General features: G+C 69.4%; 19 protein-coding genes and 1 pseudogene. 13 read left to right on the forward strand and 7 right to left on the reverse strand.

The annotated features are described in order from the left end of the window. The first annotated feature begins 21 nt into the window (after positions 1–21). Positions 22–723: an HNH endonuclease family protein gene (locus tag NK1_RS21130; protein ID WP_063011140.1), complete on the forward strand. Its 702-nt coding sequence runs from the start codon at positions 22–24 to the stop codon at positions 721–723. Between the two features lie 5 nt (positions 724–728). Here NK1_RS21130 and NK1_RS21135 read toward each other — a convergent pair whose 3' ends face one another. Next, positions 729–1,397 carry a TetR/AcrR family transcriptional regulator gene (locus NK1_RS21135; RefSeq protein WP_063011247.1) on the reverse strand — a complete coding sequence of 223 codons (669 nt, stop codon included), beginning with the start codon at positions 1,395–1,397 and terminating at the stop codon, positions 729–731. A 217-nt stretch (positions 1,398–1,614) separates the two neighbouring features. Between NK1_RS21135 and NK1_RS21140 the strand changes: the two genes are divergently transcribed. The 5 genes from NK1_RS21140 to atzF are packed head-to-tail and all read left to right on the forward strand — an operon-like array spanning position 1,615 to position 8,160. Beyond that, positions 1,615–3,138: an amino acid permease gene (locus NK1_RS21140; RefSeq protein WP_063011142.1), complete on the forward strand. Its 1,524-nt coding sequence runs from the start codon at positions 1,615–1,617 to the stop codon at positions 3,136–3,138. A 34-nt stretch (positions 3,139–3,172) separates the two neighbouring features. Then, positions 3,173–3,922, forward strand: coding sequence for a DUF1989 domain-containing protein (locus NK1_RS21145; RefSeq protein WP_063011144.1), 750 nt, complete (start codon positions 3,173–3,175; stop codon positions 3,920–3,922). Continuing rightward, positions 3,919–4,539 (forward strand): urea amidolyase associated protein UAAP2, encoded by a 621-nt coding sequence (locus NK1_RS21150; protein ID WP_063011146.1) that lies wholly within the window; start codon positions 3,919–3,921, stop codon positions 4,537–4,539. Before NK1_RS21145 ends, NK1_RS21150 begins: the two co-directional genes overlap by 4 nt. Next, positions 4,536–6,557 carry a 5-oxoprolinase/urea amidolyase family protein gene (locus NK1_RS21155; protein ID WP_084461303.1) on the forward strand — a complete coding sequence of 674 codons (2,022 nt, stop codon included), beginning with the start codon at positions 4,536–4,538 and terminating at the stop codon, positions 6,555–6,557. The genes NK1_RS21150 and NK1_RS21155 overlap by 4 nt, the downstream gene beginning before the upstream one ends. A 10-nt stretch (positions 6,558–6,567) precedes the next feature. Next, a complete protein-coding gene (gene atzF, locus NK1_RS21160) occupies positions 6,568–8,160 on the forward strand; it encodes an allophanate hydrolase (protein WP_063011148.1) in 1,593 nt (530 codons plus the stop codon). 6 nt (positions 8,161–8,166) lie between these two features. Here the strand turns inward: atzF and NK1_RS21165 are convergent, their stop codons facing one another. From NK1_RS21165 to NK1_RS21175, 3 genes and pseudogenes are all read right to left on the reverse strand, one after another. Continuing rightward, positions 8,167–8,982 (reverse strand): sulfurtransferase, encoded by an 816-nt coding sequence (locus NK1_RS21165; protein WP_063011251.1) that lies wholly within the window; start codon positions 8,980–8,982, stop codon positions 8,167–8,169. A gap of 62 nt (positions 8,983–9,044) precedes the next feature. After that, on the reverse strand, positions 9,045–10,199 hold the full coding sequence (locus tag NK1_RS21170) for a benzoate/H(+) symporter BenE family transporter (RefSeq protein ID WP_063011253.1): 1,155 nt from the start codon (positions 10,197–10,199) through the stop codon (positions 9,045–9,047). Positions 10,200–10,444: 245 nt separating this feature from the next. Beyond that, positions 10,445–10,930: pseudogene (locus tag NK1_RS21175) on the reverse strand (Lrp/AsnC family transcriptional regulator); the annotation flags it as partial. 182 nt (positions 10,931–11,112) lie between these two features. On the opposite strand from NK1_RS21175, the gene pdhA reads away from it, so the two are divergent. Genes pdhA through NK1_RS21190 form a run of 3 tightly spaced genes read left to right on the forward strand, consistent with a single transcriptional unit; the run spans position 11,113 to position 14,636 of the window. Further along, positions 11,113–12,249: a pyruvate dehydrogenase (acetyl-transferring) E1 component subunit alpha gene (gene pdhA, locus NK1_RS21180; protein ID WP_084461308.1), complete on the forward strand. Its 1,137-nt coding sequence runs from the start codon at positions 11,113–11,115 to the stop codon at positions 12,247–12,249. Continuing rightward, positions 12,246–13,226 (forward strand): alpha-ketoacid dehydrogenase subunit beta, encoded by a 981-nt coding sequence (locus NK1_RS21185; protein ID WP_063011150.1) that lies wholly within the window; start codon positions 12,246–12,248, stop codon positions 13,224–13,226. Before pdhA ends, NK1_RS21185 begins: the two co-directional genes overlap by 4 nt. Positions 13,227–13,250: 24 nt before the next feature. Beyond that, positions 13,251–14,636: a dihydrolipoamide acetyltransferase family protein gene (locus tag NK1_RS21190; RefSeq protein WP_063011152.1), complete on the forward strand. Its 1,386-nt coding sequence runs from the start codon at positions 13,251–13,253 to the stop codon at positions 14,634–14,636. Here NK1_RS21190 and NK1_RS21195 read toward each other — a convergent pair. Continuing rightward, positions 14,633–15,094: an acyl-CoA thioesterase gene (locus NK1_RS21195; RefSeq protein WP_084461310.1), complete on the reverse strand. Its 462-nt coding sequence runs from the start codon at positions 15,092–15,094 to the stop codon at positions 14,633–14,635. The two genes, NK1_RS21190 and NK1_RS21195, sit on opposite strands and share 4 nt — an antisense overlap. Before the next feature lie 429 nt (positions 15,095–15,523). On the opposite strand from NK1_RS21195, the gene NK1_RS21200 reads away from it, so the two are divergent. The 3 genes from NK1_RS21200 to NK1_RS21210 all read left to right on the forward strand — a co-directional run bounded on the left by NK1_RS21200 (position 15,524) and on the right by NK1_RS21210 (position 18,321). Beyond that, entirely contained in the window at positions 15,524–16,861 is a 1,338-nt protein-coding gene (locus tag NK1_RS21200) for an MFS transporter (protein ID WP_063011260.1), read from the forward strand. Positions 16,862–16,886: 25 nt separating this feature from the next. Then, complete coding sequence (locus NK1_RS21205; protein WP_063011154.1) at positions 16,887–17,462, forward strand: TetR/AcrR family transcriptional regulator; 576 nt, start codon at positions 16,887–16,889, stop codon at positions 17,460–17,462. Positions 17,463–17,532: 70 nt separating this feature from the next. After that, on the forward strand, positions 17,533–18,321 hold the full coding sequence (locus NK1_RS21210; RefSeq protein WP_063011156.1) for an oxidoreductase: 789 nt from the start codon (positions 17,533–17,535) through the stop codon (positions 18,319–18,321). A gap of 3 nt (positions 18,322–18,324) precedes the next feature. Here NK1_RS21210 and NK1_RS21215 read toward each other — a convergent pair whose 3' ends face one another. After that, positions 18,325–19,761: an MFS transporter gene (locus NK1_RS21215; RefSeq protein WP_063011158.1), complete on the reverse strand. Its 1,437-nt coding sequence runs from the start codon at positions 19,759–19,761 to the stop codon at positions 18,325–18,327. A gap of 59 nt (positions 19,762–19,820) precedes the next feature. On the opposite strand from NK1_RS21215, the gene NK1_RS21220 reads away from it, so the two are divergent. Next, a complete protein-coding gene (locus NK1_RS21220; protein ID WP_051024353.1) occupies positions 19,821–20,330 on the forward strand; it encodes a MarR family winged helix-turn-helix transcriptional regulator in 510 nt (169 codons plus the stop codon). A 6-nt stretch (positions 20,331–20,336) separates the two neighbouring features. Here the strand turns inward: NK1_RS21220 and NK1_RS21225 are convergent, their stop codons facing one another. Further along, positions 20,337–20,654, reverse strand: coding sequence for a hypothetical protein (locus tag NK1_RS21225; RefSeq protein WP_063011160.1), 318 nt, complete (start codon positions 20,652–20,654; stop codon positions 20,337–20,339). Positions 20,655–20,837: the final 183 nt, after the last annotated feature.

Below are 20,837 nucleotides of genomic sequence, written 5' to 3' on the forward strand. Positions count from 1 at the left end.
CGCGGCCGGTAGATCTGGGATATGCGGTGGGGATGTCGGGCGGGGTGGGCGGCGGTGGTGGTCGTGGTCATGGCGATGACGGGGTGTGGGATCGTCGGCGGGCCCGACCCGGCGCCGGGGAGTCCGAGCCGGGCTCGGATCGAGCAGTTGCTGGGCGCGGTCGCCGTGGTGGCGCGGCGGCCGCATCCGGGCGGGTACGACCGGGACTGCGGGGCGGGGCACGGATGTGTGTTCGGGCCGGCGTGGTCGGACGATCAGGACGGGCCGGGTGGGCACGACGGATGCGATTCGCGCAACGGCGTGCTGGCCCGGCAGTTGCGCGAGGTGAGATTCCGGCCGGGTACCCGCGAGTGCGTGGTGCTCGCGGGCACACTGCGGGATCCGTACACCGGCCGCTCGATCACCTTCGACAAGGCGCGGGCCCGGGAGGTGCAGATCGACCACGTCTACCCGCTGGCCGCCGCCTGGGATATGGGTGCGGCGGCCTGGCCTGCCGAACAGCGGCTGCGCTTCGCCAACGACATCGAATTCAACCTGCTGGCCGTCGACGGCCCGGCCAATATGGACAAAGGCGATCGCACACCCGCGGACTGGCTGCCACCCGCCGGGGCCTATCACTGCTTCTACGCCGGAAAGTACCTCACCACGGCGGCACAGTACCGGCTGCCGATCACCGCAGCCGACCACACCGCGCTCGCCCGCATCGCCCGGCAATGCCCCTGACGCGGTTATTCGCCCGCGTCCAGTCGCCGGAGTAGCTGCTCGGCGGCGGCGCGCAGCACGGCCGGGTCGTCGGTGACGCCCAGCAGACGCAGCGCGGCGTCGGGAATGGTGGTTTCCGCGTAATCGGGTGCGGTGCCCTCGTCGGAGCGAATGTTGATGACCGTCTCCACCATTCGGAATGGCAGCACGTGGGCACCGGGGACGCCGGTGGGTGTGGCCTCGATCGCCGCCGCCGCGAGTTCCTCGTAATGGCGGCGCAACCGGGCGCGGCGGCTCCGGAAGTCGGCGAATCGGTCGCTGCGCAGTTCGGGCAGCAGATACAGGGCACCGAGATTCCACTTGGCGGCGCACAGCTGGCGCACGTCGGCGCGGGCCAGGGCGTACAACCGGACCGCCGCCGGCTCGGGTTCGGCGCGCAACCGCTCGGCCAATTCCAGTGCGCCGGTGATGGTTTCGGCGAGCAGCGCGTCCAGGATGTCATCCTTGGCGGCGAAGTGGTGGTAGAGCGAGGCCTGCCGGATCCCCACCGCATCCGCGATACCCCGCGTGGATGTGCTGCCGTAACCGTTGGCCGTGAACAATTCCGCTGCGGCGTCGAGGATCTCGGCGCGCGGCGTCCGCCCGCGACGGCTGCGCTGATCGACGCGAGGACGGCCCGGACCCAGGTGTGTCACCGCCTCATCCTGCCACCGCCGCCGCACCGCGGACCGGCACAGGGCCGCGCACCGCGTCCCACCTGCGGTTGTGAAATATCTGTCACTCGACAGAAATACCGGCAACGCAGACGTTACGCGGGTTACCGCAAGCGATACACAGCCGTCACCGGAAGCGCGATCCGGCCCGCAAAACTGTCACCTGATAGATATTGGCCGCCACGCCGAAGGACCGCCCATGGCCATCGCACTCGATCCACCCTCCCAATCCCCGACCGGTGACAGCGCCGATCTCGAACGCTTCGGATATCAGCCGGTACTGCATCGCAAACTCGGCCGCTACGCGTCGTTCGCCGCCGGATTCTCCTTCGTCTCGATCCTCACCACCATCTTCCAATTCTTCGGATTCGGTTACGGATTCGGCGGCGGCGCGTTCTTCTGGACCTGGCCGATCGTGTTCGCCGGCCAGTTCCTCGTCGCACTGAATTTCGCGGAACTCGCCGCGCGCTATCCCATTTCGGGCTGCATCTACCAGTGGTCGCGCCGGCTCGCGGGTGAGGTGGTGGGCTGGTTCGCGGGCTGGATGATGATCATCGCGCAGATCGTCACCGCCGCCGCGGCCGCCATCGCGCTGCAGGTCGTGCTGCCCTCGATCTGGAGCGGATTCCAGCTGGTCGGCACCGAGACCGCGCTCACCTCCACCGACGGCGCGGCGAACGCCGTTCTGCTGGGCAGTGTGCTGCTGGTGATCACGACGGTGATCAATGTGATCGGCATCGATCTGATGGCTCGGATCAATTCGATCGGCGTCACGGTCGAGATCGTGGGTGTGCTCGCCGTCATCGCCCTGTTCTTCACCCATACCGAACGCGGCGCCGATGTGGTCCTGCAGACCGACCAGGCGGCGCCCGGCCCGTACTGGGCGGCGTTCCTGGTCTCCGGTTTGATGGCCGCCTATGTGATGGTCGGATTCGATTCCGCCGGAGAGCTTTCCGAGGAGACGAAGAATCCGCGCCGAGTCGCGCCGCGCACCATCCTGCTGGCGCTCGCCGCCTCCGCCCTCGGCGGCGGCCTGCTTCTGCTGGGTGCCTTGATGGCCGCACCCAGCATCAGCGACGGCCACCTGGCCACCGACGGCCTGGCCTACGTGATCACCGCCAAACTCGACAGTCCGGCCGGCACTGTGCTGCTGTGCTGTGTCGCGGTGGCGATCACGGTGTGCACCTTGGCCATTCAGACCGCGGGTTCACGTCTGATCTTCTCGATGGCCCGCGACGGCCGCCTGCCGTTCGCGTCGCGGCTGGCCGCCGTGCATCCGCGCTTCGGCACCCCGGTCCTGCCCGCCGTGATCATCGGCGTGCTCGCCGTGGCGCTGCTGGTGGTGAACCTCGGCAACGCCGCGCTGTTCGCGACGCTCGCCAGCGTGTGCATCGTGACGCTGTACGTCGCGTACCTGCTGGTCACCGTCCCGCTGCTGATCCGGCGGCTGCGCGGGCTGCCCGCCGCCGAACCCGGCCTGTTCTCGCTGGGCCGCTACGGCATCGCGGTGAACGTGGCGGCGGTGGTGTGGGGGATCGCGATGGCGGTGAATCTGGCCTGGCCGCGCCCGGAGGTGTACACGCCGGCCGGCGGCGGCTGGTGGATGCTCTGGGCCGCACCGCTGTTCGTGCTCCTGACCGTCGCGGTGGGCGCGGTGGTGCACCGCATCGTCACTCCCCGCGCCGCGGCCGCCGAAGCCCGGCCCGCACCGCAACCCGCCTGAGCGACATTCCCATCCGACTCTGCGAGGAGACATCATGTCCGCAACCGCCTCGACCGTCGGCGCCCGCGACCACGCGCGAGCGCAAGCCGCGGCCGCGACCGTCGCCGGTCCCGATCTACCCGAGGGCCTCGACCCGGCGAAAGTTACCTTCGCCCAACGTGTTCCGGGTAACGGATACACCACCGCGGTACTCGCCCGCGGCACCCGGCTCCGGCTGGCCGATCCGGACGGCGCGGCCGGCGCCCACCTGCTGCTCCTGCGGGCCGAGGCACCGTGGGAACGGTTGAACGTCGCCGACACCATCAAGGTGCCGTGGCAGGCCTATCCCGGCCCGGGCCATCCGCTGCTGTCGGATCAGGGGCGCGTCCTCGCCACGATCGTCGCCGACACGTCCGGCCACCACGACACGCTGTGCGGACCGACCCCTGAGGTACGACGGACGATGCGGGTCGCGGGGACGAAACACGGTCTCACACCGCGCGATATCGGTCCCTCGATCGCGCTGTTCCGCGGTGTGCGCGTCGGCGCGGACGGCGCCCTCACCGCCACCGGCAGCGCCGGTCCGGGCCGCTCGGTCGAACTGCTGATCCACCTGCCGCTGACCGTCCTCATCGCCAACGGCACCCATCCACTCGACGACCGGCCCGCCACGGCACTGGACGTCGTCGCCTGGCGCGGCGCCGCGGAGCCGAACGACGCCGGCACCGAGCCGGAATATCGCCGGGCCGTGGAGAACACCGAACAGGCCTGGCTGGCCGCACACGATCCGGAGGCGATCGCATGACCACCGTTACCGAACGCACCGTTGTCCTGGACGAGACCGTGGCCGCCTGCGCACCGTGGTCGACCGTGGTCCGGGCGGGTCAGCAGTGGCAGATCATCGACCTGTACGGCAATCAGGCGGTGGACTGCCTGCTCTACTCGGCCGCCGATCACGCCGACCGCTACAGCGCCCAGGCGACCGTCGCCGCCCAGCGCAATATCTTCCTGACCACCGGCAGCGTGCTCCGCACCGAAGCGGGGACGGCACTGATGACCGTGGTCGCCGACGAGGTCGGCAATCACGACACCATCGCCGGCGCGTGCTCGCAGGAATCCAACACCCTGCGCTACGGCCACCACACCCGCCATCAGCACGCCTGCGTGGAGAACTTCCTCACCGAGGCGTTGCGCTGGGGGCTCGGTAAACGCGATCTGGTCTCGAACATCAACTGGTTCATGAACGTTCCGGTCGAGGCCGACGGCACCCTCGGCATCGTCGACGGGCTCTCCGCACCGGGTAAATCGGTGACGCTGCGTGCCGAGATCGACACGCTCGTCCTGGTCTCCAACTGCCCGCAGATCAACAACCCCTGCAACGGATTCGATCCGACGCCGGTACGGATGGTGGTGACGCGATGACGACGGCGATCGAAACAGACTCCGGAACAACGACTCTGGATGCCGACGCTACCGATATCGAGGTAGTGCGGCCGGGGATGCTGACCACCGTGCAGGATTGGCCGGGCCGCGTCGGCTACTGGCACGTCGGCGTCCCGCCGTCGGGACCGATGGATGATCTGTCGTTCCGGCTCGGCAATCGGGCGCTGGGCAACGACGAGGGCGCAGCCGGACTCGAATGCACCCTCGCCGGGCCCGCGTTGCGATTCCACACCGCGACCCGGGTATGCGTGACCGGTGCGCCCGCGACGGTGACCGTCGACGGCGAGCGCGTTCGCCCGTGGCGCACCGTCGAGGTCCCGGCGGGCGGCACGCTGGATGTCGGCGCCGTGCAGGGACCGGGTATGCGGACCTACATCCTGTTCGATGGCGGCCTCGCCCTGCCCGAATACCTCGGCAGCACAGCCACTTTCACACTCGGCAGGTTCGGCGGCGGCACCGGTGCCGCCCTTCGCACCGGCGATCGGTTACCACTGGGAGAGCCGACCGGCACCGTCGGGTCCGGGGTGCCGATGGCCGAGCAGCCGGTGCTGACGCGCCGATGGGAACTCGCGGTCACCGAGGGCCCGCACGGCGCGCCGGAATTCTTCACCCGCGCCGATATCGACACCATCCTCGGCACCGACTACGAGGTGCACTTCAACTCCGATCGGACCGGGGTGCGGCTGATCGGGCCGAAACCGCACTGGGCGCGCGGCGACGGCGGCGAGGCGGGACTACACCCCTCGAACATCCACGACACCGCCTATTCGATCGGCGCCCTGGACTTCACCGGTGATACCCCGATCCTGCTGGGTCCGGACGGACCCAGCCTCGGCGGATTCGTCTGTCCCGTCACGGTTGTCGCCGCGGAGCGCTGGAAACTCGGGCAGCTCTGTCCCGGTGACACCGTGCGCTTCGTCCCGGTGCGTGCCGACCGCGCCGCCTCGATCCGTGCTCTGGGGCCGGCCCGGCGAGCCGACTGGCCGATCGTGCTGTCCGACGGCGGTGACGGCGACGACGGCATTCTGGCCCGCGCCGACGCCGACGACACCACCACCGTCACCTATCGCCGCGCCGGCGACGACGGTGTCCTCGTCGAATACGGTGATATGACACTGGATCTCGCATTGCGCGCCCGCGTCCACGCCCTGCACCGGCATCTGCTCGAGTATGCCGAGCCGGCGATCACCGAGTTGACGCCCGGAATCCGTTCGCTGCAGGTGCGTTTCGATCCGGACCGGCTGGCCACGCCGAAACTGTTGCGACTGCTGCGCGAGGCCGAATCCGCGCTGCCACCGGCTGCGGAACTGGTGGTGCCGAGCCGCACCGTGCACCTGCCGCTGTCGTGGGACGATCCGGCCACGCGCGAGGCCATCATCCGCTACATGCACGGCGTGCGGGCGGATGCGCCGTGGTGCCCCTGGAATATCGAGTTCATTCGCCGGATGAACGGATTGTCCACGGTGGCAGATGTTTTCGATACCGTCTTCGCCGCCGAGTACCTCGTGCTCGGCCTCGGCGACGTGTACCTCGGCGCACCGGTCGCGACCCCGACCGATCCGCGCCACCGCCTGGTCACCACCAAATACAATCCGGCCCGCACCTGGACGCCGGAGAACGCGGTCGGCATCGGCGGCGCCTATCTGTGCATCTACGGCATGGAGGGTCCCGGCGGATATCAATTCGTCGGCCGTACCACACAGGTGTGGAACCACCGCTCCATCGGCGATGCCGAGGATCCTTGGCTGCTGCGGTATTTCGATCGCATCCGCTGGTATCCGGTGTCCGCGGAGGAACTGCTGGACCTGCGGGCCGACTTCGCCCGCGGCCACGGGACACTGCGCGCGGAGGAGGGCGAATTCCGCCTCGCCGACTATCGCGAATTCCTGGCCGCCAACGCCGAATCCATCGCCGACTTCCGCGCCGCGCAGGCGGAAGCGTTTGCCGCCGAGCGTGATTCGTGGCAGGCGGCGGGCGAGTTGCACGAACGAGGATGAGGAGTCCGATATGAGCATCTGGATTCATCGATCCGAAGAACCGGGTTCGCACGGCACCGGCCCGCTGGCGGGTCTGCGGGTGGCCGTCAAGGACAACGTCGACGTCGCGGGCCTGCCGACGACCGCCGGCTGCCCGGACTACGCCTACCTACCCGACCGCGACGCGCCCGCGGTCGCGGCCCTGCGCGCCGCGGGTGCGGTCGTGGTCGGCAAGACCAATATGGACCAGTTCGCGACCGGTCTGGTCGGCACCCGCTCGCCGTACGGTCCGGTCTCGGACTCGCGCCGTCCCGCATTCATCTCGGGCGGTTCGAGTTCCGGTTCGGCCGTGGCCGTCGCGACCGGTGCGGCCGATATCGCCATCGGCACCGATACCGCGGGTTCGGGGCGCGTTCCGGCGGCGCTGCAGGGCATCGTCGGCATCAAACCGACCGTCGGAGTCGTCTCCACCGAGGGGGTCGTCCCGGCCTGCCGTTCCTATGATTGCGTGACGATTTTCGCCGCCGACCCGGCGCGCGCCGATCAGGCTATGGGGGTGATGGCCGCCGGTGCGCCGGCACGCGCCTGGCCCGCCGATACCCGGCTGGCGGCGCCGCCGCGCCCGACCGTCGCGATCTTCGCCGAACTGCCGGAACTGGATCCGGTGTGGCGGGCGGCGTTCGACCGGACCGTCACCGCGCTCCGGCAGCGCGGGGCGACCATCGTGGAGATCGACCCGGCGCCGTTCCTGGCCGCGGCCCGGCTGCTCTACGACGGGGCGCTGGTCGCCGAAAGGTACGCCGCGGTAGGGGAATTCATCGAGGCACATCCGGATGCGGTGGATCCGACCGTCGCGAGCATCATCCGCGCCGCGCGCGAGATTCCGGCGCATCGGCTGGTCGCCGACCGCGCCGAACTCGAGCGCTTGCGCGCTCTCGCGATGGACAGCCTGGGCGACGCCGATGCCCTGCTCGCGCCGACCGCCCCGATGCATCCGACCATCGCGCAGGTCGAGGCGGATCCGATCGGGGTCAACTCCCGGATGGGCATCTACACGAACTTTTGCAATCTCTTCGATCTGTGCGCCGTGGCCGTGCCCGCCGGGATGGCAGGCGAATCCTGTTTCGGTGTCACGGTTTTCGCGCGGCCGTTCGAGGATGCGGTGGCCTTGGACATCGCCGTGTCGATCACCGGCGATGTGGAGATCACGCGGCCGTGGCCGCTGGCGGTCGCACCGGTGTGCGAGCTGATCGTGTTCGGGGCGCATCTGCGGGGCCAGCCGTTGGAACACCAGTTGCACGCGCTCGGCGCGCGCTGGGCCGGAGCGGTCCGCACGGCCGCGGCCTATCGCCTCGCCGCCCTGGACACCACGCCGCCGAAACCGGCGGTGACCCGCTGCGAGGGTGGTGTGTCGGTCGCCGGTGAACGCTGGTTGCTCTCCCCCGCCGCCCTCGGTCGCTTCCTCGCCGCACTGCCGGCGCCGATGCAGCTGGGCGCCGTCGAACTCGACGACGGCACCTGGCACACCGCATTCGGATGCGACGGAACCGCCGCCGCCGATGGCAAGGACATCAGCGAATACGGTGACTGGCGTGCGGCCCTCGCGGCGGGGGCCGTGGGCTGATTCGCGTCAATCCAGCGCCGTGGCGACCGGGCGCTCCGGATCCGACGACCACTGCGACCACGAACCCGGATAGAGCGCCGCCGACACTCCCACGACCGACAGCGCCGCGATCTGGTGGGCGGCGGTCACCCCGGAGCCGCAGTAGACCGCCACCGGGCCGGAGCCGAGATCGGAGAACCGCGCCCGCAGCTGGTCCGGAGTCTTGAAAGTGCCCTCGGGCGTGAGGTTTTCCGCGGTCGGCACGCTCACCGCGCCGGGGATGTGCCCGGCGCGCGGGTCGATCGGCTCGACCTGCCCGCGATAGCGTTCCCCGGCTCGCGCGTCCAGCAGCGCACCACGCCAGCCCGCGACCTCGTCTGCTTCCACCACCGGCATATTGCCGGGCGTGAGCACCACGTCGCCGGGCTTCGGATCGGGTTCGGTGCCGACGGCCAGATCACCGCCGCCGCGCTCCCACGCGGGCAGGCCGCCGTCGAGAATGCGCACGTCGCGCACGCCCGCCCAGCGCAGCAGCCACCACGCCCGCGCCGCGGCCATACCGCCGGTGGCGTCGTAGACGACCGTCGGCTCCCCCGTGCGCAGTCCCCAGCTGCGGGCGCATTTCTGCAGGTGGGTGAGGCTCGGCAACGGGTGGCGGCCGTGTGCCGGGGACGGCGGCGCGGCCAGCTCGGTCTCCAGATCGACGAATATCGCGCCGGGAATGTGGCCGGCGAGATAGTGCTGGGGCCCGTCGGGATCGCCCAGCGCCCATCGCACATCCAGCAGATGCACCCGGCTCTCGCTGTCCGCCAGCGATTTCCGGAGTTCCTCGGGGGAGATCAGTACCGCGGTCAAGCCCGGCTCCTCAGTCAACAGATGTACCCGTGACGCGAATACGTGTCAGCCTACGACACCGGCGCGTCCCGGCGGGTCAGCATCCATCGCACGACCAGGCCCGCCACCACCGCCCAGAACGCGGCGCCGATGCCGAACACCGCTATCCCGGAGGCCGAGACCAGAAACGTCACCGTGGCCGCGACACGATGTTCGGCGACCCCGAGCGCCGCGGTGAGCGCGGCGGCGAAGGTGCCGAGGAGGGCAAGTCCGGCAACGGTTTCCAGCACACCGGCGGGTGCGGCGGCGGCGAGCGCGACCAGCGCCGCGGCGGCCGGAGCCAGCACGAGATAGCACCCGCCGGCGGCCATGGTGGCCGTCCAGCGCCGGCGCGGGTCGGGGTGGGCCGACGGCGCGGCCGCCAATGCCGCGCTGATCGCGGCCAGGTTGATCGCATGCCCGCCCGCCGGGGCGCCCACGATGGTCCCGAGCCCGGTGACCGTCATCGACGCCCGCCACGGCACCCGATATCCGAACGAGCTCATGACCGCCACACCGGGGATGTTCTGCGCGGCCATCGTGACCACGTACAGCGGAATCGCGATACCGATGATCGCCTGCCAACTCCAGTGCGGCACAGTGATTTCCAGCTTCGGCACCAGATCGGCGGCCGGAATCGAGCGATGTCCGGCGGCCATCGCGATCGCCGCCCCGGCCACCGCGGTGACGAAGGCGCCGGGCACCGCCCACCGCTGCGCGTACCGCTGCAGCACCACCCACACCACCAGCACCGGCGCCACCACCGCCGCGCTCGAGGTGGTCAGCGCCCGCAGCGGCGCCAGGCACAGCGGCAGCAGCACGCCGGCGAGCATGGCCTGCGCGATCTCCACCGGGATCGCGGTGATCAGCCGGCCCAGCCGCGACCAGCATCCGGTGAGGACGATCAATACCCCGGTGACCACGAACGCTCCCACCGCCGCGGGCCAGCCACCGGTCACCGCGCCGGCGCCGGCCAGCAGCGCCGCACCGGGAGTGGACCAGGCGAGGGTGATCGGCATGCGGTAGCGCCGGCTCAGTATCCACATGCCCACCGCCTGCGTGACACAGACCGCCAGCAGACCCGAGGCGGCCTGCGCCGGGGTCGCGCCGACCGCGGTGAGTCCGGCCAGCACGACCGCGAACGAACTGGTGAAACCGACCAGCGCCGCGATGATCCCGGCGCCCATCGCCTGTCCGGTACCGCCGGGCCCGTGCTCGCCCTCGACCGCCGCCGGGCGGCCCGTCTGTGCCTCGGCGACGTCGGGCGGGTGGGATGCGGAATCGGCGGTGGCAGTCACCGAGCTATCTTCGCGGGCGGCTGGCCCTGCCGTCAGCGGCCAGTACGCCGGAACTGGACCGAATTCTCCCCGGCATCGTTTCGCGCTGTGTCGTTCGGCCCGGCGTCCCGACGCGGCGCCGGCGACTCGTCGGCTCGGGCCAGTCGCTGCAGCAGCGGCGCGGTGCGCGGCCCGACCAATTGCTGCATCACCAGCGCCATATTGGTGCGCTGCACACCCGCGATCTTCAGAATCGCGCCGGTGATCCGGTACAGATCGTCGGCGTCGCGCGCGACCACGCGAACGGTCAGATCCGTCTGCCCGGTCGTGCCGCACACCTCGGTGACCTCGGGTATCTCGGCGAGTTCTGCCACCACGTCGGCGAGCCGATGCTGATCGACCACCACCGCGACGAAGGCCGCCAGCCGATAACCGAGGGCGCGCGGGTCCACGCGCCGTTCGAAGCCGGCCAGCACACCGGCGGCCTCCCACCGGGCCAGCCGGGCCTGCACGGTATTGCGGGACAGCCCCAGCCGCGTGGCCAGTTCTACCCCGGTGGCACGGGGGTTGGCGACCAGTTCCAGCAGCAGCCGGGCATCGGTGGCGTCGATTGTCGCCGGAGTGGGTTCAGCACTGGGCATGTAACGCAGTATGTCAGCCCGGGACCCCATCTGATCGAGCATTCTGCACAGTTGGCGTGTTACCGCTTGCGCATCCCGCTCAATCGTGGATGCTGTGAGGTACAGCACACAGCTGGCGAAAAGAAGCAGTCCGCCGGATCGCGAGGGACGGAGACCCCGTCGTACGCGGCAACGAGGAGGTGATGGCTGTGCACAACACCACGACGCACAACACCACAACCGGGTACGACACCGGGACGAACCCCTATCCCGTACAACTGGTCCAGCCCGACGGGCGCCGTGTTCTCGACCGCGAGCACGCGGCCCTGATCGCGGATATCGGTCCGGCAGAACTGCGCGAACTCTACGAGGATCTGGTCGTCACCCGCCGCATCGACGTCGAGGCGACCGCACTGCAGCGGCAGGGCCAGCTCGGCCTGTGGGCGCCGCTGCTCGGCCAGGAGGCATCGCAGATCGGCTCGGCGCGCGCCCTGCACGACGACGATTACGTCTTCTGCAGCTATCGCGAGGCGGGCGTCGCCTACTGCCGCGGCGTGGATCCCGCCCTCATCACCCGGCTGTGGCGGGGCGTGGCGCATTCGTGCTGGGATCCGGACGAGATCAACATGACCAATCCGGCCATCGTGGTCGGCTCGCAGGGCCTGCACGCCACCGGTTACGCCTACGCCGCGCATCTGGAAGGCGCGGAGATCGCGGTGCTGACCTATTTCGGTGACGGCGCCAGCAGTCAGGGCGATATCGCCGAGGCGCTCGGCTTCGCCGCCTCCTGGGGTGCGCCGGTGGTGTTCTTCTGCCAGAACAACCACTGGGCGATCAGCGAACCGGTGCAGCTGCAGAGCCAGACGCCGATCGTCCGGCGCGCCTACGGATACGGCATCCCGGGCGTGCAGGTCGACGGTAACGACGTGCTGGCCGTCCTGGCGGTGACCCGCCAGGCCGTCGCCCGCGCCCGCGCCGGTGGCGGACCGTCGTTCATCGAGGCGATCACCTATCGGATGGGCCCGCACACCACCGCCGACGATCCCACCCGCTACCGCTCGGCCGCGGAAACCGAACTGTGGCAGCGCCGCGACCCGATCGACCGCATGCGACGGCTGCTCGATCGAGAAGGCTTGTGGGACAGCGACTTCGAGCGTCAGGTGACCGAACGCGCCGATGCGGTCGCCGCCGCGGTCCGGACCGCGACCATCGATATGCCCGATCCGGATCCGATGCAGCTGTTCGACCACGTCTACACCACCGCGCATCCGCTGATCGCCGCCGAGCGCGACGAATACGCCGGGTACCTGGCGGGTTTCGAGGAAGGAGTAGGGGCATGATCACCACCTTCGCGAACGCGCTGAACACGGGGATGCGCCGGGCCCTGGAGGACGATCCGAAGGTCGTGCTGATGGGCGAGGACATCGGGCGGCTCGGCGGTGTGTTCCGGGTGACCGACACGCTGCAGAAGGATTTCGGGAACAACCGCGTCATCGACACGCCGCTGGCCGAATCCGGCATCATCGGAACCGCTTTCGGCATGGCGCTGCGCGGTTTCCGGCCCGTGTGCGAGATCCAGTTCGACGGATTCGTCTACCCGGCCTTCGACCAGATCGTTTCGCAGGTCGCCAAGATTCACTACCGCACCCAGGGCAAGGTCCGCGCGCCGATCACCATCCGGATTCCGTTCGGCGGGGGAATCGGTTCGGTCGAGCATCATTCGGAGTCGCCGGAGGCCTATTTCGCGCATACGGCCGGACTGCGCGTGGTCTCGCCGAGTACGCCCGAGGATGCGTATCGACTGTTGCGCCAGGCTATTTCGTGCGACGACCCGGTCGTCTTCTTCGAGCCCAAGCGGCGTTACTGGGACAAGGCCGACCTGGATTTCACCGCCCTGGACGCGGATCCGCTCCCCTTGGACCGGGCGCGCATCCGCCGGTCGGGCCGCGATGCCACGATCGTCGCCTACGGCGGCATGGTCGCCACCGCGCTGACTGCGGCCGAAATCGCGGCCGGAGAGGGGCATTCACTCGAGGTGATCGATCTGCGCAGCCTGTCGCCGATCGATTTCGACACCATCGAGGAATCGGTGCGCCGCACCGGCCGGCTGATCGTCACGCACGAGGCGCCGGTTTTCGCGGGGCTCGGCGCCGAGATCGCCGCCCGCATCGCCGAACGGTGTTTCTACTATCTCGAGGCGCCGGTCCTGCGCGTGGGTGGCTTCGACATCCCGTATCCCCCGGCTAAGCTCGAACGGCACCACATGCCAGACCCCGATCGCATTCTCGACGCGGTCGATCGAACGTTCGCCCGCTGACAACTGTTCGGACAGAGGTGCCCGTTGGAAGACCCCGCTGTGGACGACAACAACCACATACTCGAGTTCCGGCTGCCCGATCTCGGGGAGGGATTGACCGAGGCCGAACTGATCTCGTGGTCGGTGGCCGTCGGCGATACCGTGGAACTCAACCAGACCATCGCCGAGGTGGAGACCGCCAAAGCGCAGGTCGAACTACCGTGTCCGTTCGCCGGGCAGGTCGCCGAACTGCTGGCCCGGCCCGGCGAAACGGTGGCGGTCGGCGCACCGCTGATCAGAGTGCGCACCGCCGCGCCGGCCGCCGACGCTCCCGCGGCGGGCGAAAGCCGGACGTCGGTGCTCGTCGGTTACGGGCCCGGGGCCGAAGCGCCCACGCGGCGTCGTACGGCGTCGAAAAACGGTGCGGCGACGCCACATCCGGCCGCACCGGGACGGTCCGAGGAGATTCCGCCGGAGTTCCCGGGCCGTCCGCCCGCCACGCCGGCCGCCCGGCAGCTGGCTCGCGAACTCGGGATCAATATCGCGTTCGTGGCCGGCTCCGGGCCGGGCGGGGCGGTCACCGTCGAGGATGTGCGCCACGCGGTGCCGGTATCGCAGCCGCCGCGCCGAGTGCGGCCGGAGGAGGAGGCCGCCGATGCTCCGCGGCCGGCCGCTCCACCGGTGCCCACCATGCGCCCAGACGGCGGCATCATCCGGCCGACGCCGAGCGAACGCGAAACCCGCACCCCCGTCAACGGTGTGCGCAAGCGCATCGCCGCGGCCATGACCACCAGCGCCCGCACGATTCCGCAGGCCAGTGCGTTCGTGACCACCGATTTCACCGCCTCGATGGAGTTGCTCGACCATCTGCGCAGCACCGACTCCTTCACCGGGCTCTCGCTCACTCCCCTCGCGCTGGTGGCGAAGGCGACGCTCGCGGCGATCGCCGAATTCCCCGGGATCAACTCCTGTTGGGACGCCGAAGCCAATCAGATCGTCACCAAGCACTACGTCAACCTCGGCATCGCCGTGGCCACCGAACGCGGGCTGCTCGTCCCCAACATCAAGGAGGCGCAGTCGCTGAGTCTGCGCGAGCTGTGCCGTGAGATCGGCTGGCTCGCCGATGTGGCTCGCGCCGGTTCGGCGACACCCGCCGATCTGCGTGGTGGCACCTTCACCATCAGCAATGTGGGTGTCTTCGGCGTCGATACCGGTGTGCCGCTGGTGAATCCGGGTGAGGGCGCGATTCTGTGCCTGGGTTCGATCCGGAAACGGCCGTGGGTGTATCGCGACGAGCCGGCGATCCGGTGGATCACCACGCTCGGTGTGAGCTTCGATCACCGCATGATCGACGGGGAGCTCGGCGCGCGGTTCCTGTCGACGGTCGCCTCACTGCTCGAGGATCCGCTGACCCTGCTGGGCCGGGTCTAGGTCTCGTCGGTCACCAGCGCGGCGGCGGCGCTGCGGATGATCGCCGGGATCTCCACCGATTTGCGGGTCTCGTTGTCCACGTAGACGTGCACGAAGGTGCCGGTGGCGGCCAGCTCCAGATCCTCCCCGGCGGTGCCGGCGGCGGTGCCGGCGTCCAGGACGCGGAAGATCGCCAGATCGTAGGTGATGCTGGAGCGGCCGAGGCGGCTGATCCGCAACCCCACGCGCAGCTGGTCGGGGAAACTCAGCGAGCCCAGATACTGGCACGAGGTCTGGGCGACCACGCCGATCGCGGGCAGCTCCCGGATATCGGTGCCGGTCGCGGCCATCAGCCAGGCGTTGACCGCGGTGTCGAAGTACGAGTAGTAGGTCACGTTGTTGACGTGGCCGTAGTGGTCGTTGTCCGCCCATCGGGTCGGCACCGGCCAGAGCACCGGGTAGTCCTGCTGTGTGGTCACCGCCCCGACAATAGTGACGCGACCGGAGCGACGCGGGCGGAGGCGGCAGCCTGCGTCACCACGGAGCCCGCCGCGCAGGTCGCCGATCGACACCGCGACCGGAGCGACGCGGGCGGAGGCGGCAGTGAACCCGGCGCGGCTCCGAAACGTGTCGGTGGTAGGTCATACACTCGAATCGAAACCGGTTACATCCGGGGCCCGTGCGGTGACGTCGACGATGCCGTGATCGTTCGGGATACGGGGAGCCGCCGACCGCGGTCGGCGCCGCCGAATCAACGACGCTTCGACGCACTCCTCGCTCCGGAGTCGTACCCGCGGGGCAGGCGCTTCGGGTGTTGGGCCCCAAGGGGTTCCGCGTGCCGAGCCACCTGGTTCGGCACGGCCTCTCGTGCGGTGAACAATCGGTGCGCGCCCGGTACCGTCGAATCGATGCATTCACCGGTGGAGACGACACGGCGCGGGACGGTTGCTGCGGCCGCTCGCCGCGCGCGGGCAGCGGTGTTCGCGGTTTTCGCGCTCAATGGATTCCTGGCCGCGATGTGGGTGGTGCACATTCCGGTCATCACCGATCGCACCGGGGTCTCGCACGGGACGCTCGGGATTCTGATCCTGGTGATGGCCGGCAGCGGCATCGTCGGTATGCAGGCGGCGGGTCCGCTCGCCGACCGCTTCGGCAGCCGAACCCTGGTCACCGCGGCCGTCACCTGGCTGGTCGTGGCGGTGAGCGGACCGGCGTGGGCCACCGGGCCGGTGCAGCTCGGTATCGCGCTCGCGATCTTCGGTTTCGGCAACGGCGCGCTCGATGTGTCGATGAACGCCCAGGCCGTGCAGGTCGAGCGGGTCTACCACCGGCCGATCATGGCGGCGTTCCACGCGCTCTTCTCCTGCGGCGGCCTGGTCGGCTCGCTCGCCGGCGCGGCGGCCATGCACGCCGGAACCGATATCCGGGTGAGTTTCGCGGTCGCGGCCGTGCTGGGCCTGCTGGTGATGCTGGCCAGTGTGCCGAGCCTGCTCCCCCGCCTGCACGCCACCTCGCACGTCGAGACAGCAGCCGCGATCGCCGAATCCGCGACGGTCCCGGACCACTCCGCGGCCGGAAATGGTGGGGCTACCGAGTCGGCCGCGGCACTTCCGGCCGCCGGCGCGGGTTCGCGGCCCGGTCGCCGCGCAGCCGATTCCGCCGTGTGCCGACGCATCCGGCGCTGGCTCCCGTCGAAAGTCTTGGCGCTGGCCGCGATCGCGTTCGCCCTGCTGATGGCCGAGGGGGTGGCCAACGACTGGAGCGCCCTGCAGACGCACGAACATCTGGGCGTCAGCGACGCCACCGCCGCCCTGTCGTTCGGTGCGTTCTCCATCGCGATGACCGTCGGCCGCTTCACCGCGGACCGGGTCAGCGAACGCTTCGGCCGCATCGCCGTGGTCCGCTGGGGTTCACTCCTCGGCGCCGCCGGACTCGCCGTCATCATGGCCTCGCCGTGGCTGCCCCTGAGCCTGGCGGGCTGGATCCTCGCCGGCCTCGGCCTCGCCGGCGGCGTCCCCCAGATCTTCACCGCCGCGGGCAATCTGAGCACCGCCACCGCCGCCACCGACATGTCCAAGGTCTTCGGCCTCGGCTACCTGGGCTTCCTCGCCGGCCCCTCGGTCATAGGCTGGCTAGCCCAACTCACCTCCCTCACCCTGGCCTTCGCCTTCCCCCTACTCGCCGTCCTCCTCTGCGCCTGGTTCGCAGGAACCGTCGGGGACGAGAATCGAGTTATTGACCTATAGGACAAGAACTCGTAGAGTTCGGGACATGGGCAGGCCGCGTAACTTCGAGACCGAGACCGTGGTGGATCGGGCTCTGGATGCGTTCTGGACTCATGGATATGCGAATACCTCGCCGGCGCAGCTGGCCGAGGCTACCGGGATCGGGAAGGGGAGCCTGTACAACACGTTCGGCAGTAAGCGGGCGCTGTTCGAGCGGGTGCTGAACCGTTACGACCGGATGGGAGCGGAAGTGGCCGGGGAGTTCATGGCCCGGCCGGGGACCGCACGCGAATGCATCGGCGCGTTCATCCGGTTTCTGGTGGATTCCGATGTGGCACAGCCTGTTCGGCGTGGCTGTCTGGCGGTGAACACCGCTACCGAATTCTCCGCGCAGGATCCCGAGATCACGAAGGCGGTCCGGACCATGCAGGAGAACACCATGACCGCACTGTCCGATCGGATCGATCGGGGCCGACGCGACGGTGACGTGGCACAGGACGTCGATCCGCGGGCCGCCGCCGAATTCCTGATGAACACCATCGTGGGACTGCGCGTCATGGCGAAGACCAGCGATGCGCAGACCCTGCACCGCATCATCGACACCGCACTGACCACCCTCTGATATCCGGGCCGCCACCGCGGCCCTTTTACACACCGTAATTTTTGACCTGAAGTTCAAGAAAGGGCAGCTCATGGACCTCGAACTCACCGGTAAGACCGCCGTCGTCACCGGCGCGAGCCGTGGCATCGGACTGGCGATCGCCGAAGCGCTGACCGCCGAGGGAGCAGTGGTGGTCGGCGCCGCGCGCACCGTCACGCCGGAGCTGGAAAAGGCCAGTGTGGCAGCCTATTCCGTCGATCTCGGCACCTCCGAGGGCGCCACCACACTGATCGATTCGGCGCTGCGTGAACTCGGCGGCATCGACATCCTGGTCAACAATGTCGGTGGCGGTGATGCGGATCGGCTGGGGCTGGGCGCATTCACCGACATCTCCGACGAACAGTGGCGAACTCTGTTCGACCTCAATCTGTTCAGCGCCGTCTGGACCACGCGCGCGGCGCTGCCCAGCCTGCTGGAACGCCGCGGTGCGATCGTGAACATCTCCTCGATCAACTCGCGCCTGCCCGCGGCCGGGCCGATCGGCTACAGCGAGGCCAAGGCCGCGCTCACCGCGTTGAGCAAACGCCTCAGTGAGGAATTGGCCCCGCGCGGCGTGCGCGTCAACACCGTATCCCCCGGTGTCGTGGGCACTCCGCTGTGGCGGGACCCGAACCGATTCGGCGGGAAACTCGCTGCGGCGCAAGGTATCTCGCACCACGACCTGCTCGCCGGAATCGGCGAGAGTTTCGGCATCGCCTCGGGGCGGATCTCGGAGCCCGAGGAGGTGGCCGCGCTGGTCACCTTCCTCGTCTCCGCGCGGGCCGGCAATATCGTCGGCGCCGACTACGTCATCGACGGCGGGACATTGAAAGTCGCGTAGCCACTACCGTTCGTGCTTGTGCCGCAGGCCGTTGCCGAGTGCCACGGCCGCGGCCAGCCACGCCCCGACACTCAGCACCGCGAAGCTGATCACGTAGGCGTGCAGCGACGGCACGCCGGTGTGACCGATGGTGAGAGCGCTCAGAATCGAGGCGGTGATGGCGCCGGCGATACTGCCGCCGGCGGTGCGGACCAGTGAGTTGATCCCACTGGCGATTCCGCTCTCGCTCATCGGAACATGCTGGACGGCAAGGGTTCCGAGCGCGGCATAGCCGATACCGAAGCCGATGCCCTGCAGCGTATTCGAGATGACCATGTCGTAGCCGTGCGCGTTGGACAGCGCCAGCCATCCGGTCGCCGCACCGGCGAAGGCCGCGCCGATGGCCAGGGTGAAGGCGGGGCCGATGCGCGCGACGATGCGCCCGGTGCGGAAGGAGAAGAAGGTCATCAGCACCGAGCTGGGGATGCCGTAGAGACCCACGGCCAGGACCGACCCGGACAGGCCGTAACCGACCTTGTCGGCGGGGGTCTGCACGAAGTTCGAGATCAGGGTGAAGGAGCCGAACATCGCGAAACCCAGCAGCGCCGAGGCCATATTGGCCGACAGCGAGCGCGGGCCGACCAGCAGCGGCAACCGCACCAGCGGCTGTGCGACCTTGCGCTCCACCAGCACCCACACCACGGCCAGCACGGCGGCCGCGACGAACAGGCCGATCACGCTGGTCTCCCCCCAGCCCCAGCGCGGCCCCTCGCTGATCGCCAGCAGCAGGCACACCAGCAGACCGGCGAGCAGGACCGCGCCCAGATAATCCGGCTGCCCGCCGTGGCGCTGCCCCACATCCCTGGCGCTCACGCCGACGAGGACGGTGGCGAGCACGGCCAGCACCGCCGTCATCCAGAACACGGGATGCGGATCGGTGGTCTTGTCCGCGATGACACCGGTCACCAGCATGCCGATGGTGCCGCCGACGCCCATGGTGCCGCTGATGACGCCGATCGCGGTGGTGAGCCGTTCGCGCGGGAAGGTGTCGCGAATGATGCCGATCCCCAGCGGAATCAGCGCCGACGAGGTGCCCTGCAGCGCCCGGCCGACGATGTAGACGCCCAGCGAACTCGCCATCGCGCAGACCACCGAACCGATGATCAGCAGTCCCATGCAGAACATCACCATGCGCTTCTTGCCGTACATGTCGCCGAAGCGCGAAAGCAGCGGTGTGGCAACGGCTCCGGTGAGCAGCGCGGCGGTGAACAACCACGTGACACCCGCGACGTCGGTGTGCAGTTGCCCGATCAGCCTGGGCAGCAACGGAATGACCACGGTCTGCTGCAGCGAGACCACGAGTCCGGCCGCGCACAGCGCCAGCAGTGTCAAGACCAGGTGCGCCGGCGCACCGGTTTCGGAATCGGTTCCGGTGGATCGGCCGGTGACGGTCGACGTCATCTGAGTTCCCTATCTTTATACTTACCTAACTTAAGTAAGTTGGGTAGTAGGATAACCCTGTGCCGCGTTCCGAAGGAAGTCCCGAATCGGTGGTCGATGCCGACTACATCGTGGAACTCGAGCGCGCCCTGACCCGGATCGCGCACCTGCTCACCCGGGCCAGACGACACGATCGCACCGTGGCCGCGGCCGGGGTGAATCTCGATCGCGCCAACGTGCCGCTGCTGCGGATGCTCGCCGACGCCGCCGAGCCCATGCGCATGGGTGAGCTCGCGGCCTGCCTGGATGTGGAGGCGCCGCATGTCACGCGCCAGATTCAGCGCCTGGAGCGGGCCGGTTACGTCGACCGGGTGACCGATCCGGAGGACCGCCGGGCGCAGCGGGTGCGCATCACCGACGAGGGCCGGGCCACCGTCGACGCGATCCGCGCGGTGAGCCGCCGCCACATGCGCGACGCGCTGGCGGAGTGGTCGACCGAGGATCTGCGTCAGCTCGCCGCGCTCAACCACCGCATGGTCGATGCGTTTCTCGACAATGCCGAGCGCACCGACGCCTTCGGGCGGCGATGAAGCTCCTCAGTGCTCCTTGCGGTCGATCCGAATGGTGACGTCCGGCCACGGCGGATTGCGCACCACCGCGATCAGGGACAGCGTCGTCGCCACCAAGCCGACGAAGATGCCCAGCAGCGCGATGGCGGTGTCGTCGGTGACGGCGTGCCAGCCGGTGTTGCCGTCCTCGATGACGAAGACGCCCAGCGGCCGGGCCCGCCGGAACTTTCCGCCGGGGCGCGTCACCGGGATGACCGTGGCGCCTTCGGGGGTCTGATACGGCGTGCCGTAGATCGCCGAATCATCGCCCACCGCAGGCAGATCGAACCGCTCCCGAACCGTCATCTCGACCCCTTCCGGCTGCCGTGCCGCGCTCGCGGCATCATCGAGCCCTGCGGGCCACTCTAGTCCGCCACCCGCGGCTGGGAGGCGGCGTGCGCCCACGTTGCCGCAAGCCCGCATCGCCCACCGCCGGGAAACCGGAAACGGCCCGCAGCACATCTGCCGCGGGCCGTTTCGGGTCGAACC

The organism is Nocardia kruczakiae NBRC 101016 (genome assembly GCF_001612965.1).
In the GTDB taxonomy this organism is placed as follows: domain Bacteria; phylum Actinomycetota; class Actinomycetes; order Mycobacteriales; family Mycobacteriaceae; genus Nocardia; species Nocardia kruczakiae.